This is a genomic window from Caulobacter mirabilis (assembly GCF_002749615.1).
GTDB lineage: Bacteria > Pseudomonadota > Alphaproteobacteria > Caulobacterales > Caulobacteraceae > Caulobacter > Caulobacter mirabilis.
In genome coordinates this window covers 2,082,496-2,096,820 of the sequence record NZ_CP024201.1, presented here as the reverse complement: position 1 = coordinate 2,096,820, position 14,325 = coordinate 2,082,496, and the positions used below count along the sequence as shown (strand labels likewise).

Genomic DNA, 14,325 nt, shown 5'->3' with positions numbered 1-14,325 from the left:
GTGACCGGCTGCCCTGATTCCCCCTTTGTCGAGCGCCTATTTGTCGGCGCCCGGGGGAATTAGACAACCGTGTTTCCCGAACCTGTTTCCTTAAAAGGCTATCGACCCGGCGGACGCGGGAGGCGGGAGCGCTGCTTGGGGGTCTGGTTCAGCACCGAGACCGAGGTCACCACCTTGGGCCCGGTGATCGCCACGGCTTCCCGCATCAGCGCCGCCTTGACCCTGGCCTCGTCGATGCGGGTGTAGTCCGTGGCGACGGTGAAGGGCGTGCGGTGGCCGGCCCGGACGATGGCGTCGCGGAACCAGGGCTCCTTGGTCCGCCATTTGGCGGCGTCGGCCGAGGGCGTCAGATTCACCCGCAGCTGCACGAAGACGTAGTTGATCACCCGGCCATTCACGACCACCGGCAGGGCGATCGGCGACAGGTTCACGAACTGGCTGTCAGCCTTCTTCTCGCCCTCCCCTCCGCCGCCGGCGGCGAGCGCGGAACCCGCGGCGAGCGCGAGCGGCAGGGCGGCGAGGAGATGGCGGCGGCGCATGATCCCGACATGCCAGGATCACGGTTAAGGCGGGGTTAGGCGTGGCTCCAGCCGAGCCTGTCGACGGCGACGGCCGCGCCGCCGGCCACGACATGGACGCCCCGTCCCGCCTCGAAGGCGCCGATCGCCGTGAAGCCTTCCGGGACCGCGCCGCGGAAGGCCGCCGCGACCTGATAGTCGTCGCCGCCGGTCGCCAGCTGGAGCAGAGCCTGCGTCCGGTCGGGTTGGGCCGCCAGCCAGGCGGCGGCCTCGGACGACAGCGGCGTTCGGTCCAGCTCGATGCGGACCGCGCAGCCGCTGGCCTTGGCGATATGGCCCGCGTCCGCCAGCAGGCCGTCGGAGATGTCCGCCGCGGCCGCCGCCTTGCGGATCGAGCTCAGCAGGTCGAGCCGCGGCTCCGGCAGCCGGTAGAGATCGGCCAGCCGCCCCTCGAGGCCCCTCTTCGCGTCGTCCAGGCCCAGCCAGCCGTCGCCGATCGGACCGCTCACCGCCAGGACGTCGCCCGGCTGCGCGCCCCTGCGCAGCACAGCCTCGCCCGCCGGAACCCAGCCCAGCAGGGTGGCGCTCAGGGTCAGCGGCCCCGGCGTCGAGACCGTGTCGCCGCCGAGCAGCGGCAGGCGATAGGCCTCGCCGTCCTGGGCCAGGCCGCGGACGAAGATCTCCTTGAAGGCCCAGTCGGTCCCGGCCGGCCAGGCGATGGCCAGGAAGGCGCCGTAGGGCTCCGCCCCCTTGGCGGCCAGATCGGACAGGTTCACCCGCAGCAGCTTGCGGGCGACCAGGTCCGGCGGATCATCGGGCAGGAAATGCACGCCAGCGACCATGGCGTCCTTGGTGACCGCCAGGTCGAAGCCGGGCCGCGACGGCAGCACCGCCGCGTCGTCGAGCAGATCGAGCGCCTCCGGCGCGCCGCGGGTCAGCGGCCGCAGCAGGCGCTCGATCCAGTCGAACTCACCCCCGGGCGTCACGGGCGATGCCGTCCAGGGCCCCGTTGACGAAGCCCGGCTCGGCCCCCTCGAAGAAGGACTTGGCGATCTCGACGTATTCGTCGATCACCACCTCGGTCGGCACGTCGCGACGGCGGATCAGCTCCCAGGCGCCGGCGCGGAGGATGGCGCGAACGGTCGAGTCGACCCGCTCCAGCCGCCAGCCGCTGGCCAGGCGATGGGCCACGGCGCCGTCGATCGAGGCCTGTTCGGCGACCACGCCCTTCACCAGCTCGGCGAAGAAGGCTTCATCGGCCTCGCCGAGGGTCTCGCCCTCGATGTCGCGATCGAAACGATGCTCGCTGAACTCGCGGACCACCGCGTCGCCGCCGACCCCGGTCATTTCCATCTGGTAGAGGGCCTGGACCGCCGCCAGCCGCGCCACGGTGCGGGCCCGGCGCTCACGGGCGCTCAGGTTGACCTTCTCATCGGTGGCCGCGACCAGCTTGTCGTAGGCTTCCTTCAGCGAGGCCGGCTTGGGAGCGTCGCTCATTCGCCCTGCCCCAGCTTGAAGTTCACGACGTCCAGGCAGGCGCGCGCGGCGCCGCCGCCCTTGTCGCCCTCGGAGACGCGGGCGCGGGCCCAGGCCTGCTCCTCGTCCTCGACGGTCAGGATGCCGTTGCCGATCGCCAGCCCCTTGCGGACCGCCAGGTCCATCAGGCCCCGCGAGCTTTCGTTGGAGACGATCTCGAAGTGGTAGGTCTCGCCCCGGATCACGCAGCCCAGGGCCACGTAGCCGTCATAGCCGCCCTTCTCCGCCGCGATGGCGACGATCGCCGGGATCTCCAGCGCGCCGGGCACCGTGACCACGTCGTACTCCGCGCCGAAGGCCGTGATCGCGTCGGCCGCGCCCCGCAGCAGCTCGTCGGACAGGTCGGAGTAGAACCGGCCTTCAACGATCAGGATGCGGACCTTGTCTTGGGACATCAATTGCTCCCGCCCTCTTCGGGCGTCTGGATGGGTCGCCGGCCGACGATCTTCAGGCCGTAGCCTTCCAGCGCCGCCGGCTTGAAGGTGCTGGAGGTGAGCAAGACCATTTCCCGCACCCCCAGGTCCAGCAGGATTTGCGCGCCGACGCCGTAGTCGCGCAGCGCGTTGTTGCGGAACTGGGCGCCCGCCTCGCCGCCGTAGCGGTCGGAAAGCCACGTCGGGCTGGGGTCGCGGATGAACACCGCCACGCCCGGCTGGTCGCTTTCGCCGATGGCGCGCAGGGCCGAGGCGACGTAGTCGCGACGGCCGCCGCTGAAGCCCAGCATGTCGACCGCGAAGTCGACCTGGTGCATCCGCACCAGGGTCGGCTTGTCGGCCTCGATCCGCCCCTTGACCAGGGCGACATGCTCGGACCGGTCGATCAGGTTGCGGTAGATCATCATGCGGAAATCGCCGCCGTGGACGCTGTTGAACGGCGTCTCCAGCACGCGGTCGACCTGCCGTTCAGTGCGGCGGCGATAGGCGATCAGGTCGGCGATGGTGCCGATCTTCAGGCCGTGCAGCTGTGCGAAGGCGACCAGGTCCGGCAGGCGGGCCATGGTCCCGTCGTCCTTCATGATCTCACAGATCACCCCGGCGGGGTTCAGGCCGGCCAGGCGCGAGATGTCCACCGCCGCCTCGGTATGGCCGGCGCGGACCAGCACGCCGCCGTCGCGGGCGACCAGCGGGAAGACGTGGCCGGGCGAGACGATGTCGTCCGGGCCCTTCGTCGGATCGACGGCCACGGCCACCGTGTGGCTGCGGTCATGGGCCGAGATGCCGGTGGTCACCCCCTCCTTCGCCTCGATCGAGACGGTGAAGGCGGTGGTCATGCTCTCGCGGTTGTCGGCCGCCATCGGCGGCAGGCGCAGCTGCCGCGCGCGCTCGTTGGTGATGGAGAGACAGATCAGGCCGCGGGCGTAGCGGGCCATGAAGTTGATCTGCTCGGGCGTCGCGAACTGGGCGGGGATGATCACGTCCCCTTCGTTCTCGCGGTCTTCGGCGTCGACCAGGATGTAGGGCCGCCCGTTGCGGGCGTCCTCGATGATGTCCTCGATCGGGGAGATGGGGCTGTCGGTGCTCATGATCACGCGGTTTCCTGCCACCGCGCCAGATAGCGCGCCAGCATGTCGATCTCGAGGTTGACCTTATAGCCCGGAGCCAGTTCGCCCAGGGTGGTCACCTCGAAGGTGTGGGGGATGATGTTGACGCCGAAGACGTCGTCCTCGACCTCGTTGACGGTCAGGCTGACGCCCTCGACCGCGATCGAGCCCTTCGGGGCGATCAGGCGATGCAGCGGACGCGGCGCGCGGATGCGGATGCGGTGCGAGCCGCCGTCCGGTTCGATCGACAGGACCTCGCCGACGCCGTCGACATGGCCCGAGACGATGTGGCCGCCCATCTCGTCGCCCAGGCGCGCGGCGCGCTCCAGGTTCACGCGATGACCTTCCTGCCAGCGGTCCAGGGTGGTCTTGGACAGGGTCTCGTGGCTGACCTCGACGGCGAACCAGCCCTCGCCCTTCTCGACCACCGTCAGGCAGCAGCCGGCATGGGAGATCGAGGCCCCCATGTCGACGCCGGCGACGTCGTAGGTCGTCTCGATCTCGTAGCGGCGGTCGCGATTGGTCTCGCGCACGGAGCGCACCCGCCCCACGTCGGTGACAATGCCGGTGAACATCAGGCCTTCTCGTATCGCTCCCACAGGTCGTCGCCGACCGCTTCCACCGCCACGCGCCGGAACCGGGGCGCGGCGGCGAGATCCTTCAGCACGAAGGCGCCGACGCCGGGCCGGCCCTCGTCTCCGAGCACGATCGGCGCCCGGAACCATTCCAATCGGTCGACCAGGCCGGCCGCCAGCAGGCTGGCCGCCACCTGGCCGCCGCCCTCGACGAACAGCTGCGGCTCGACGTCGAGCGCCGCCGGCTGATGCGCCTTCAGGAAGGCGGACAGCGCCGTCAGAGCCGCCCGCATGTCCAGACGGCCGTCGCTTTCCGCCACCTGGATCACGGTGACCCCAGCGTCAGTCAAACGATCGTTTGGATTCTGCACCGTTATGACCACCGTCGGCAGACGACCGGCCTCGCGGACCAGCTTAGAGGTCAGCGGCAGGCGCTGGCGGCTATCCAGGACCACGCGCACCGGCTGATGTCCGACGTAGCCGGGCAGTCGTACGGTGAGCTCGGGATCGTCGGCGATGGCGGTCTCGATCCCGACCAACACGGCCTGGTGCATCGCCCGCAGCCTGTGAACCTGTTCGCGGGCCGCCGGACCGGTGATCCAGCGGCTCTCGCCCGAGGCCGTCGCGATCCGTCCGTCAAGCGAAGTCGCCAGCTTGAGCGTGACGCTCAATGTCAGTCCTCTCCGTCTTCGTTCAGGCCCTCGACGCTGAGGAACTGGGCGAAGTCGTCGGTGTGCTTGAAGTCGCGATAGACCGAGGCGTAGCGGACGTAGGCGACGTCATCGAGCGCCTTCAGCGCCTTCATGACCATCTCGCCGACCACGGTCGAGGGCAGCTCGGTCTCGCCCATGCTTTCCAGCTGGCGGACGATGCCGTTGATCAGCCGATCGACGCGCTCGGCCTCGATGTTGCGCTTGCGCAGCGGCAGCGACACCGAACGGGCCAGCTTCTCGCGGTCGAACGGCGTGCGCCGGCCGGACCGCTTGACGATGGTCAGCTCGCGCAACTGCACGCGCTCGAAGGTGGTGAACCGACCGCCGCACTCCGGGCAGAGACGGCGGCGGCGGATGGCCGCGCCGTCTTCCGACGGGCGGCTGTCCTTCACCTGGCTCTCCATGTGTCCGCAGAACGGGCAACGCATATCTGGGCCCCTCCCGGAGGACCGTGGCTATTAGTTGTAGATGGGGAAGCGCGCCGTCAACGCCAGCACCTGCTCGCGCACCTTGGCCTCCACCGCCGCATTGCCCTCGGCGCCGTTGGCGGCCAGGCCGTCGACGACCTCGCCGATCCAGCGACCGATCTGCTGGAACTCCGGGACGCCGAAGCCGCGGGTGGTGCCCGCCGGCGTGCCCAGGCGGACGCCCGAGGTCACCGTGAACGAGGCGGTGTCGAACGGAATGCCGTTCTTGTTGCAGGTGATGTTGGCGCGCTCCAGGGCGGCCTCGGTGTCGCGGCCGGTCACGCCCTTGGGCCGCAGGTCGACCAGCATCACATGGCTGTCGGTGCCGCCCGAGACGATGTTGACGCCCGCCGCGATCAGGGTCTCGGCCAGCGCCTTGGCGTTGGTGACGATCTGCTGAGCGTAGGCCTTGAACTCCGGCTGCAGCGCCTCGCCGAAGGCCACCGCCTTGCCGGCGATGACGTGCTCGAGCGGGCCGCCCTGCAGGCCGGGGAACACCGCCGAGTTGATCTTCTTGGCGATGGTTTCGTCGTTGGTCAGCACCAGGCCGCCGCGCGGGCCGCGCAGGGTCTTGTGCGTGGTGGTGGTGACGACATGGGCGTGCGGCACCGGGTTCGGATAGACGCCGCCGGCGACCAGGCCGGCGTAGTGGGCCATGTCGACCATCAGCAGCGCGCCGATGCTGTCCGCGATCTCGCGGAAGCGCTTGAAGTCGATGGCGCGGCCATAGGCCGAGCCGCCGGCGATGATCAGCTTGGGCTTCTCGCGCTGGGCCACCTCGGCGACGTTGTCGTAGTCGATGAACTGGTCTTCCTGGCGCACCGTGTAGGCGACCGGCTTGAACCACTTGCCCGACTGGTTGGCGGGCGAGCCGTGGGTCAGGTGGCCGCCGGCGGCCAGGTCCATGCCCATGAAGGTGTCGCCCGGCTGCAGCAGCGCCATGAACACCGCCTGGTTGGCCTGGGCGCCGGAGTGCGGCTGGACGTTGGCGAAGGCGGCGCCGAACAGCTGCTTGGCGCGATCGATGGCCAGCTGCTCGATGACGTCCACATACTCGCAACCGCCGTAGTAGCGCTTGCCCGGGTAACCCTCGGCGTACTTGTTGGTCAGGATCGAGCCCTGGGCCTCGAGCACCGCCTTGGAGACGATGTTCTCGGAGGCGATCAGCTCGATCTGGTTCTGCTGCCGCACCAGCTCATGGGCGATGGCGTCCGCGATGGCCTTGTCGGCGGTCGCGAGGTCAGCGCCGAAGAAGGCGGGGCGAATGGCGGTGGAAGCGTTCATGGTCTTATCCCCTGGCTACGGCGCACAGACGCGCCCTCTTTAGCGCCGATGGCGGCGCGATCAATCGGAACCCGCCCGTAAGGGGCGCGTTGGAACAGAAACCCCGTCCGGCAAACCCTGTCCGACGGCGGATCGAGTGCATCATTGAGGAGGGGCCGCGATGGCGGAGGAAACCGGGCGTGATCTCGAAGTCGAAGCAGACATCCTGGCCTGCGCGTCCGAAATCGTTGCGGCCTATGTGAGTCGCAACGTGGTGAGCGCCAACGCCCTGCCCGACCTGATCCGTACGGTGCACGGTTCGCTGAACACCCTGGCCGCCGGCCCGCAGGCCGCGCCGAAGGAAAAGCAGAAGCCGGCGGTGCCGATCTCCAAGTCGGTCCAGCGCGACTACATCGTCTGCCTGGAAGACGGCGCGCACCTGAAGATGCTGAAGCGCTACCTGCGCTCGCGGTTCGACCTGTCGCCCGAGGAATATCGCCGCAAATGGGGCCTGCCGCCGGACTATCCGATGGTCGCGCCGGCCTACGCCGAGCGTCGCTCGGACTTCGCCAGGAAGATCGGACTGGGAAAAGGCGTTCGGCGGCGGAAGTAGCTCCGGTTCAGCTGTAGAGCAGTCTAAGCCGTTTGTGGCGGTGGTGGAAGACCGCCGCCGCGATCGGTCGCGCAAAAAAGCCCATGAAGCCCAGACGCGGCTCCACCGTGACGATGTCGCGGACCGTGCAGGCGTCCGGACCGTCCGGCTCGATCCAGCGCTCGTGCCGCCAGCGGCTCTGGACCGTGCTGTGCGATTCCTCGACGAAATGCCGCGCCCCGACCTCGCTCAGCACGAAGACGTGGCGATCGAACGGGATCACGCGCCCGAGCAGCAGCCAGGACACGAACAGGGGCGTCTTCAGGGGCGCGGCGCTGAGCCCGACCAGGGCCTCCGCCGGGAAGGTCATGTAGATCCACGGCCCCAGCTCGGCGTTGATGCCCATGGGCGTGGTGACCGCGGCCCAGACCTCGTCCGCCGGCCGCGGCAGCCGACTGACGATGTCGATCGCGGGCTTCAGGCCGCCCGGCCGCCGAGGCGGGCGATGTTGCAGTGGGCCCAGAGCTTCTCGAGCGCGCCGACCAGGTCGCGCATCATCTCGTCCGTGTGGAACGGCGTCGGGGTGAAGCGCAGGCGCTCGGTGCCGCGCGGCACCGTCGGATAGTTGATCGGCTGGACGTAGACGCCGTGATCCTCGAGCAGCATGTCGCTGACCATCTTGCAGTGGACGGCGTCGCCGACCATCACCGGCACGATGTGGCTGACCGAGCTCTCCATCACGGGAAGGCCGGCGTCCTTCATCATCTTCTTCAGGGTCGCGGCGCGCTCCTGGTGCTGCTGGCGCAGCTCGTCGTGCGCCTTGAGGTAGCGCACCGAAGCCAGCGCGCCCGCGGTCAGGGCCGGCGGCAGCGAGGTGGTGAAGATGAAGCCCGAGGCATAGGAACGGATCGCGTCGACGATCACCGCATCGGCGGCGATATAGCCGCCCATGACGCCGAACGCCTTGCCCAGCGTGGCCTCGATGATGTCGATCTCCGCCATCATGCCGTCACGCTCGGCGACGCCGCCGCCGCGCGGGCCGTACATGCCGATGGCGTGGACCTCGTCGATGTAGGTCATGGCGCCGTACTTCTTGGCCAGCGCAACGGTCCCCGGAATGTCGGAGATGTCGCCGTCCATCGAATAGACGCTCTCGAAGGCGATCAGCTTGGGCGCGTCCGGATCGGCCGCCAGCAGCAGCTCTTCCAGGTGAGCCAGGTCGTTATGCCGGTAGATGTGCCGCTTGCCGCCGCCGTTGCGGATGCCGCTGATCATCGAGGCGTGGTTCAGCTCGTCGGAGAAGACGACCAGCCCGGGCAGGATCTTGTAGAGCGTCGAAAGGGTCGCCTCGTTGGAGACGTAGCCCGAGGTGAACAGCAGCGCCGCTTCCTTGCCGTGCAGGTCGGCCAGCTCATGCTCGAGCTCGACGTGGAAGTGGGTGGTGCCGGAGATGTTGCGGGTGCCGCCCGAACCGGTGCCGGTGGCGTCGATCGCCGCGTGCATCGCCTCGATGACGACGGGGTTCTGGCCCTGGCCGAGGTAGTCGTTCGAGCACCAGACCACGATCTCGCGCTCGGAGCCGTCCTCGCGCGTCCAGGTGGCGCGCGGAAACGCGCCGCGGTGCCGCTTCAGGTCGGCGAAGACGCGATAGCGCCCCTCTTTGCGGACCTGCTCAACAGCGGTCTGGAAAGCGGCCTTATAGTCCATCGACGACGCCCCGGTCCGATTCCGACGGGAAAACCCGCCCGGCCGGCTCCTTCTCTTCGTTCGGCGCGGCTTTTCGCACCATGACGGTTCCGTGTCCATCTACGGCCGTTTCGATCCGAAACCTATCGCTTTAATCGCTGAAGGTCTCGCGCGAACGGCTCTCAGTTCGGACCCTGGACGAGGTGTCGCAACGTGAGGAAAGGTTCAACTGGTCAAACTGTCCAACTTGCCCCGGAACAGCTGCAGCATGGCCGAGAAGTCCTTCTGGCCGTAGCCGAGGCCGTCGAACAGGGCGTAGAGGGCCTCGGCCTGGGCGCCCATCGGGGTCGTCGCGCCCGAACTGGCCGCCGCCGCCTGAGCCAGCTTGAGGTCCTTCAGCATCAGGCCGCTGAGGAAGCCGCCCTCGTAGTTGCGGTTCGAGGGCGCGGCCTCGACCGGGCCCGGCCAAGGGCAGTAGCTGGTCACCGACCAGCACTGGCCCGAGGACTTCGACGCGATCTCGAAGAACCGCTCCGGCGCCAGGCCCAGCTTCTCGGCCAGGGCGAACGCCTCGCAGGTCCCGATCATCGAGATGCCAAGCAGCATGTTGTTGCAGATCTTGGCCGCCTGGCCCGAGCCCAGGCCCCCGGCGTGGAACACCGCCCGCGCCATCGGCTGCAGCGCCGCCTCATAGGCCGGATAGTCGGCGTCGTCGCAGCCGACCATGAAGGCCAGCGTCCCGGCCTCGGCCGCCATGATGCCGCCGCTGACCGGGGCGTCGGCGAAACGGAAGCCGGCCGCCCTCGCCTGCTCGCCCACGGCCCGGGCGCTGTCGACGTCGATGGTCGAACAATCGACCAGCAGCGCCGACGCCGGCGCGTTCGGGATCACCTCATTGGCGTAGACCGCCCGCACATGCTGGCCGGCGGGCAGCATGGTGATCACCAGCTCCGCATCCCTCACCGCCTCGGCGGCGGTGGCCGCCGCCGTGCAGCCGGCCGCCACAGCCTTGTCCAGGGCGGCCGGCGACAGGTCGAACGCGCGGACCTGGTGGCCCGCCTTGACCTGATTGGCGGCCATGCCGCCGCCCATGTTGCCGAGGCCGATGAAAGCGATACGGGTCATGAGGATGCTTACTTTGGTTTGCGGAACTTGAGGACGAACTGGTCGGTCTTGCCCTGGATCGCGGGGTCGAAGACGCTGGCCGTGCGCGGGTCGGCCGGGTTGCGCAGGAGGTCGCTCTGGCCCTCCAGCTTGAAGCCGGCAGCCTCCAGCTCGGCCTTCACCATGGCGATGTCGATCCGGTGCAGCTTGCTGGAGTCGCGGTCGCCGCTGCCGTCGGCGGCGTAGTGGTCGATGACCAGCAGCACCCCGCCAGGCTTCAGCGCCGCGTAGAGCCGCTTGTTGATGGCCGCGATCTGCTCCGGCGTCGCCCGGCCCAGATGCAGGTCGTGGTAGTTCTGGGCCGTGAAGATCAGATCGACCGGCTCGGGCGTCGCAAAGACGCCGATCGACGAGCGGACCGGAACGATGTTGGGCGCGAACTTGGCCGTCTCGTCCTGCCACTTGCCATAGTCGGCCATGAAGCTGATGAACTCGTCGGCCTGGAAGGCGTAGACCTTGCCGGTCGGCCCGACCGCGCCCGACAGGATGCGGGTGAAATAGCCGCCGCCCATCAGGAAGTCGCCGACCTTGTCGCCCGTCTTCACGCCGGCGAAGGCCAGGATCTCGGCCGGATGCCGGGCGGCGTCGCGGGCGCGCTGCGCTTCGGGTCTGGCCGGATTGGCCACGGCGCTCAGCAGGTTGTCGGGAACGTCGGAACCGGCCACGGCGGTCGTGGCCAGGGCGATCGCCAGGACGCCGGCGAGCGGAAGGGTGAACCTGTAAGCCATCAACGTGCGCTCCTTGGTTTGCGGAACTTGTAGATGAACTGGTCGGTCTTGCCGCGGATGCCGGCGTCGAAGACGTTGGCGGTCAGCGGATCCCGGGTGTTTCGCAGCAGCGGGCTCTGGCCCTCGAAGACGAAGCCGGCGGCCTCGACCTCGCGCCGCACCCGGGCCGGATCGATGCGGTGCAGGCTCTCCATCTGAGCCACCGTCGTCCCAGGCTTGGCCGCGTGGTCGACGACGATGAAGACGCCGCCCGGCTTCAGCGCCTTGAACGCCTGCCGGTTCACCGTCGCCACGTCGACCGGCCCCATGAAGGCCAGATGCATGTCGTGGTAGTTCTGGGCCGTGAAGATCATGTCGAGCTTCTCGGGCGCGCCGAACTCCGGCAGGTCGCGCAGGATCATCCGGGTGTTGGCGTAGGGCGGTTTACCGACGAAGGCGGAGACCGAGGGCGGCCGTCCCTTGGCGATCGCGGTCAGTTCGTCCGGCACATAGGCGTAGACCTTGCCGGTCGGCCCGACGGCCTTGGACAGGATGCGGGTGAAGTACCCCTGCCCTGGAATCAGATCGACGACCTTCATCCCCGGCCGCACGCCGGCCCAGGCGAGCAGCGGCCCGGGCTTGCGCGCGGCGTCGCGGTCGCGGTCCGCCTGCGGGCGCGCCGGGTCGGCCAGGGCCTCGGAGATCCAGGGCGGCGTCGCGACCGGCGCGTCAGCGGGCGGCGGCGGAGGCGGCGGCGGCACGGTCTCGCAGGCGGCGACGGCGAACACGGCGGCCAGCGCCAGCCAGCGGGCTTGGATCTTCATTCTGATGCGTCCCTTCCGTTTCCCCGACCCGGCCTTTTCTTAGGCCTGTTGTCGCCTCAAGTCAGCGGCGTCCATTCCTCTTCGGGCGGCAGCGGCGCGAAGATGTCGTCCAGCACCGCGTCCTCGACCGCCGCGACGGTCGCCGGATCCCATTTCGGCGCGTTGTCCTTGTCGATGATCACCGCCCGAACGCCCTCGAGGAAGTCGTGACGCCGCACCACCCGCGCGCCGATCCGGTACTCCATGACCATGTTGTCGGCGAAGTCGGTGAAGGCGGCTCCGTGCGCCAGCTGGCGGAAGGCGACCTTCATCGTCTGCGGCGACTTGGTCGCCAGGATGCCCAGCTGAGCCTTGGCCCAGTCGCCGCCGTCGGCCTCCAGCTCGGCCAGGATGTCGTCGACCGAGGCGCCGGCGAAGAGGCGGTCGATGTCGTCGCGATGGGCGGCCAGCGGCGAATGGCCGGCGTCCTCGACGAAGGCCGCTAGGGCCCCGGCGACACTCTGTGGATGAGCCAGCAGCGCGGTCTTGAAGGCCTCGACATTGGCCGAGGGCATGTAGTGGGTGGCGATGCCCAGGGCGCAGCAGTCCGGCGCCTTGATCCGCGCGCCGGTCAGGGCCAGCCACAGACCCGCCTTGCCCGGCAGACGCGGCAGGAACCAGCCGCCGCCGACGTCCGGAAACAGGCCGATGCCCGTCTCGGGCATGGCGTAGGTCGTGCGTTCGGTGGCGATGCGCACCGCCGCCGGCATCGACAGGCCGACGCCGCCGCCCATGGTCACGCCGTCCATCACCGCCACGACCGGCTTGGGATAGACGAACAACAGGTGGTTCAGCTGGTACTCGGTGAAGAAGAAGGCCCGGGCGGCGTGGCCGTCGCCGGCGCCGCTCTCGGCCAGCATGCGGATGTCGCCGCCCGCGCAGAAGCCGCGCTCGCCGCTGTGGTCGATCAGCACGCAATGGACGGCGTCGTCGGCCTTCCAGGCCTGCAGCGCCTCGATCATCGCCAAGCACATCCCGTGCGTCAGCGCGTGCAGCGCCTTGGGCCGATTCAGGGTGATGCGGCCGACGCCGCCCTCGACGCGGCAGAGGACTTCGGGTTCGGTGGTCATGGGTGCTCTCAGGCGGCGGCCGGCGCGGCCAGGACGGAGACGGTGCGGTTGTAGCACCACACCGCAGCGGCGAAGGCCGCGGCGGTCGTCACCAGCTCCATCCAGCGCGGCGGATAATCGAAAGTCGACAGGTAGCTCATCGGGCCGCCCCAGAGGCTCATGCCCAGGACGACGAGCAACAGCACGGGCGCGGACGGCGTCAGCCATCGGAAGGTGCGGCGCGGCCGTGGAGTCAGATTGGCGAGGCCAACGCATAGGGCGACGAGCGGCGCGAGGAGAAGGCCTACGGCGAGCGTCTGCCCGATGTACGCATGCAAAGGCGTGCTGAACATGATCAGGGACATGTCAGCGTCCTGCCCCTGACGGAACATCTGGGTGAAGAATATGCCGAACGTCCACACGCCGCCGAGGGGCAGCGTGCTGACGGCGAGCGCCGCCCAGGACCAGGGCAGGCGCTGGGTCTTCACTGCCGGAACATCTCGCGGCTGATGATGACGCGCATGATCTCGTTGGTGCCTTCCAGTATCTGGTGGACGCGCAGATCGCGGACGATGCGCTCCAGCGGATAGTCCTGCAAGTAGCCGTAGCCGCCGTGCAGCTGGAGGGCGTCGTTGGCGACCTGGAAGCCGGCGTCGGTGGCGAAGCGCTTCGCCATGGCGCACAGCTTGGTCGCCTCCGGATCGCGCTTGTCCAGGGCGTCGGCGGCGCGGCGGACCATCAGCCGGGCGGCTTCCAGTTCGGTGGCCATGTCGGCGATCTTGAACTGTAGCGCCTGGAAGTCCTTGAGCGGCTTCCCGAACTGGTTGCGCGTCTCCATGTAGGCCTTGGCCATGTCCAGGGCGAAGGCGGCTCCGCCCAGCGAGCAGCTGGCGATGTTCAGCCGGCCGCCGTCCAGGCCCATCATGGCGAAGCGGAAACCCTCGCCTTCCTGGCCGACGCGGTTGCTCTCGTGGACGCGGACGTTGTCGAAGTTGACCTGGGCCGTCGGCTGGGCGTTCCAGCCCATCTTGCGCTCGTTGGCGCCGAAGCTGAGGCCGTCCTGGCCTTTCTCGACCACGAAGGTCGAGACGCCCTTGGGTCCGGCGTCCCCGGTGCGGGCCATGACGACATAGACGTCGGACACGCCGCCGCCGCTGATGAAGGCCTTGCTGCCGTTGAGGACGTAGTGGTCGCCGTCCTTCTTCGCCGTCGTGCGCAGGCTGGCGGCGTCGGAGCCGGAGCCCGGCTCGGTCAGGCAATAGCTGGCGATCAGCTCCATGGTCGTCAGCCGGGGCAGCCAGCGGCCGCGCAGCTCGTCGGAGCCGAAGCGGTCGATCATCCAGGACGCCATGTTGTGGATGGTCAGATAGGCCGCCGTCGGCACGTCGCCGTAGCTGAGCGCCTCGAAGATCACCGAGGCGTCGAGTCGCTTCAGGCCCGAGCCGCCGACGTCCTCCTGGACGTAGATGCCGGCGAATCCGAGCCCCGCCGCCGCGCGCAGCACGTCGACGGGGAAGTGCTTGTCCTCGTCCCATTTGGCCGAGTGAGGGGCCATTTCATCCCGGGCGAAGGCCTGGGCCATCTCCTGGATCGCGCGCTGATCGTCGGTGAGCGAAAAATCCATGCCCGTCAGGCCTCCGTCTCGGCAAGGA

The 14,325-nt window shown here is 69.0% G+C and carries 18 protein-coding genes; 1 reads left to right on the top strand and 17 read right to left on the bottom strand.

The annotated features are described in order from the left end of the window. Positions 1 to 98 precede the first annotated feature (98 nt). Genes CSW64_RS10340 through glyA form a run of 9 tightly spaced genes read right to left on the bottom strand, consistent with a single transcriptional unit; the run spans position 99 to position 6,633 of the window. Complete coding sequence (locus CSW64_RS10340) at positions 99 to 539, bottom strand: hypothetical protein (RefSeq protein ID WP_099622033.1); 441 nt, start codon at positions 537 to 539, stop codon at positions 99 to 101. Positions 540 to 574: 35 nt separating this feature from the next. Then, positions 575 to 1,504, bottom strand: a complete 930-nt coding sequence (gene thiL, locus CSW64_RS10335) for a thiamine-phosphate kinase (RefSeq protein WP_099622032.1) — start codon at positions 1,502 to 1,504, stop codon at positions 575 to 577. After that, positions 1,488 to 2,015, bottom strand: coding sequence for a transcription antitermination factor NusB (nusB, locus tag CSW64_RS10330; protein WP_099622031.1), 528 nt, complete (start codon positions 2,013 to 2,015; stop codon positions 1,488 to 1,490). Before nusB ends, thiL begins: the two co-directional genes overlap by 17 nt. Next, positions 2,012 to 2,449: a 6,7-dimethyl-8-ribityllumazine synthase gene (gene ribH / locus CSW64_RS10325; RefSeq protein ID WP_099622030.1), complete on the bottom strand. Its 438-nt coding sequence runs from the start codon at positions 2,447 to 2,449 to the stop codon at positions 2,012 to 2,014. The genes nusB and ribH overlap by 4 nt, the downstream gene beginning before the upstream one ends. Then, the gene (gene ribB, locus CSW64_RS10320) at positions 2,449 to 3,576 is read right to left on the bottom strand and encodes a 3,4-dihydroxy-2-butanone-4-phosphate synthase (protein ID WP_099622029.1); all 1,128 of its coding nucleotides are present in this window, start codon (positions 3,574 to 3,576) and stop codon (positions 2,449 to 2,451) included. The genes ribH and ribB overlap by 1 nt, the downstream gene beginning before the upstream one ends. 2 nt (positions 3,577 to 3,578) lie before the next feature. After that, positions 3,579 to 4,169 carry a riboflavin synthase gene (locus CSW64_RS10315; protein ID WP_099622028.1) on the bottom strand — a complete coding sequence of 197 codons (591 nt, stop codon included), beginning with the start codon at positions 4,167 to 4,169 and terminating at the stop codon, positions 3,579 to 3,581. Beyond that, positions 4,169 to 4,840, bottom strand: a complete 672-nt coding sequence (locus CSW64_RS10310; protein ID WP_342745853.1) for a RibD family protein — start codon at positions 4,838 to 4,840, stop codon at positions 4,169 to 4,171. The genes CSW64_RS10315 and CSW64_RS10310 overlap by 1 nt, the downstream gene beginning before the upstream one ends. Before the next feature lie 2 nt (positions 4,841 to 4,842). Beyond that, on the bottom strand, positions 4,843 to 5,310 hold the full coding sequence (nrdR, locus tag CSW64_RS10305) for a transcriptional regulator NrdR (protein WP_099622026.1): 468 nt from the start codon (positions 5,308 to 5,310) through the stop codon (positions 4,843 to 4,845). 30 nt (positions 5,311 to 5,340) lie between these two features. Further along, positions 5,341 to 6,633: a serine hydroxymethyltransferase gene (glyA, locus tag CSW64_RS10300; RefSeq protein WP_099622025.1), complete on the bottom strand. Its 1,293-nt coding sequence runs from the start codon at positions 6,631 to 6,633 to the stop codon at positions 5,341 to 5,343. Between the two features lie 160 nt (positions 6,634 to 6,793). On the opposite strand from glyA, the gene CSW64_RS10295 reads away from it, so the two are divergent. Beyond that, complete coding sequence (locus CSW64_RS10295) at positions 6,794 to 7,225, top strand: Ros/MucR family transcriptional regulator (protein ID WP_099622024.1); 432 nt, start codon at positions 6,794 to 6,796, stop codon at positions 7,223 to 7,225. A gap of 7 nt (positions 7,226 to 7,232) precedes the next feature. On the opposite strand, the gene CSW64_RS10290 is transcribed toward CSW64_RS10295, so the two are convergent. From CSW64_RS10290 to CSW64_RS10255, 8 genes are all read right to left on the bottom strand, one after another. Further along, positions 7,233 to 7,610, bottom strand: coding sequence for a hypothetical protein (locus CSW64_RS10290; protein WP_099622023.1), 378 nt, complete (start codon positions 7,608 to 7,610; stop codon positions 7,233 to 7,235). 71 nt (positions 7,611 to 7,681) lie between these two features. Continuing rightward, complete coding sequence (gene hemA / locus CSW64_RS10285; RefSeq protein WP_099622022.1) at positions 7,682 to 8,911, bottom strand: 5-aminolevulinate synthase; 1,230 nt, start codon at positions 8,909 to 8,911, stop codon at positions 7,682 to 7,684. Between the two features lie 204 nt (positions 8,912 to 9,115). Then, entirely contained in the window at positions 9,116 to 10,015 is a 900-nt protein-coding gene (gene mmsB / locus CSW64_RS10280) for a 3-hydroxyisobutyrate dehydrogenase (RefSeq protein WP_099622021.1), read from the bottom strand. Between the two features lie 8 nt (positions 10,016 to 10,023). After that, positions 10,024 to 10,782, bottom strand: a complete 759-nt coding sequence (locus tag CSW64_RS10275) for a class I SAM-dependent methyltransferase (RefSeq protein WP_099622020.1) — start codon at positions 10,780 to 10,782, stop codon at positions 10,024 to 10,026. After that, a complete protein-coding gene (locus CSW64_RS10270) occupies positions 10,782 to 11,585 on the bottom strand; it encodes a class I SAM-dependent methyltransferase (RefSeq protein ID WP_342745852.1) in 804 nt (267 codons plus the stop codon). The genes CSW64_RS10275 and CSW64_RS10270 overlap by 1 nt, the downstream gene beginning before the upstream one ends. A gap of 56 nt (positions 11,586 to 11,641) precedes the next feature. Continuing rightward, positions 11,642 to 12,694 (bottom strand): enoyl-CoA hydratase/isomerase family protein, encoded by a 1,053-nt coding sequence (locus CSW64_RS10265; protein WP_099622019.1) that lies wholly within the window; start codon positions 12,692 to 12,694, stop codon positions 11,642 to 11,644. Positions 12,695 to 12,702: 8 nt separating this feature from the next. After that, positions 12,703 to 13,161 carry a hypothetical protein gene (locus tag CSW64_RS10260; protein ID WP_099622018.1) on the bottom strand — a complete coding sequence of 153 codons (459 nt, stop codon included), beginning with the start codon at positions 13,159 to 13,161 and terminating at the stop codon, positions 12,703 to 12,705. Beyond that, the gene (locus CSW64_RS10255; RefSeq protein WP_099622017.1) at positions 13,158 to 14,297 is read right to left on the bottom strand and encodes an isobutyryl-CoA dehydrogenase; all 1,140 of its coding nucleotides are present in this window, start codon (positions 14,295 to 14,297) and stop codon (positions 13,158 to 13,160) included. Before CSW64_RS10255 ends, CSW64_RS10260 begins: the two co-directional genes overlap by 4 nt. Positions 14,298 to 14,325 lie beyond the last annotated feature (28 nt).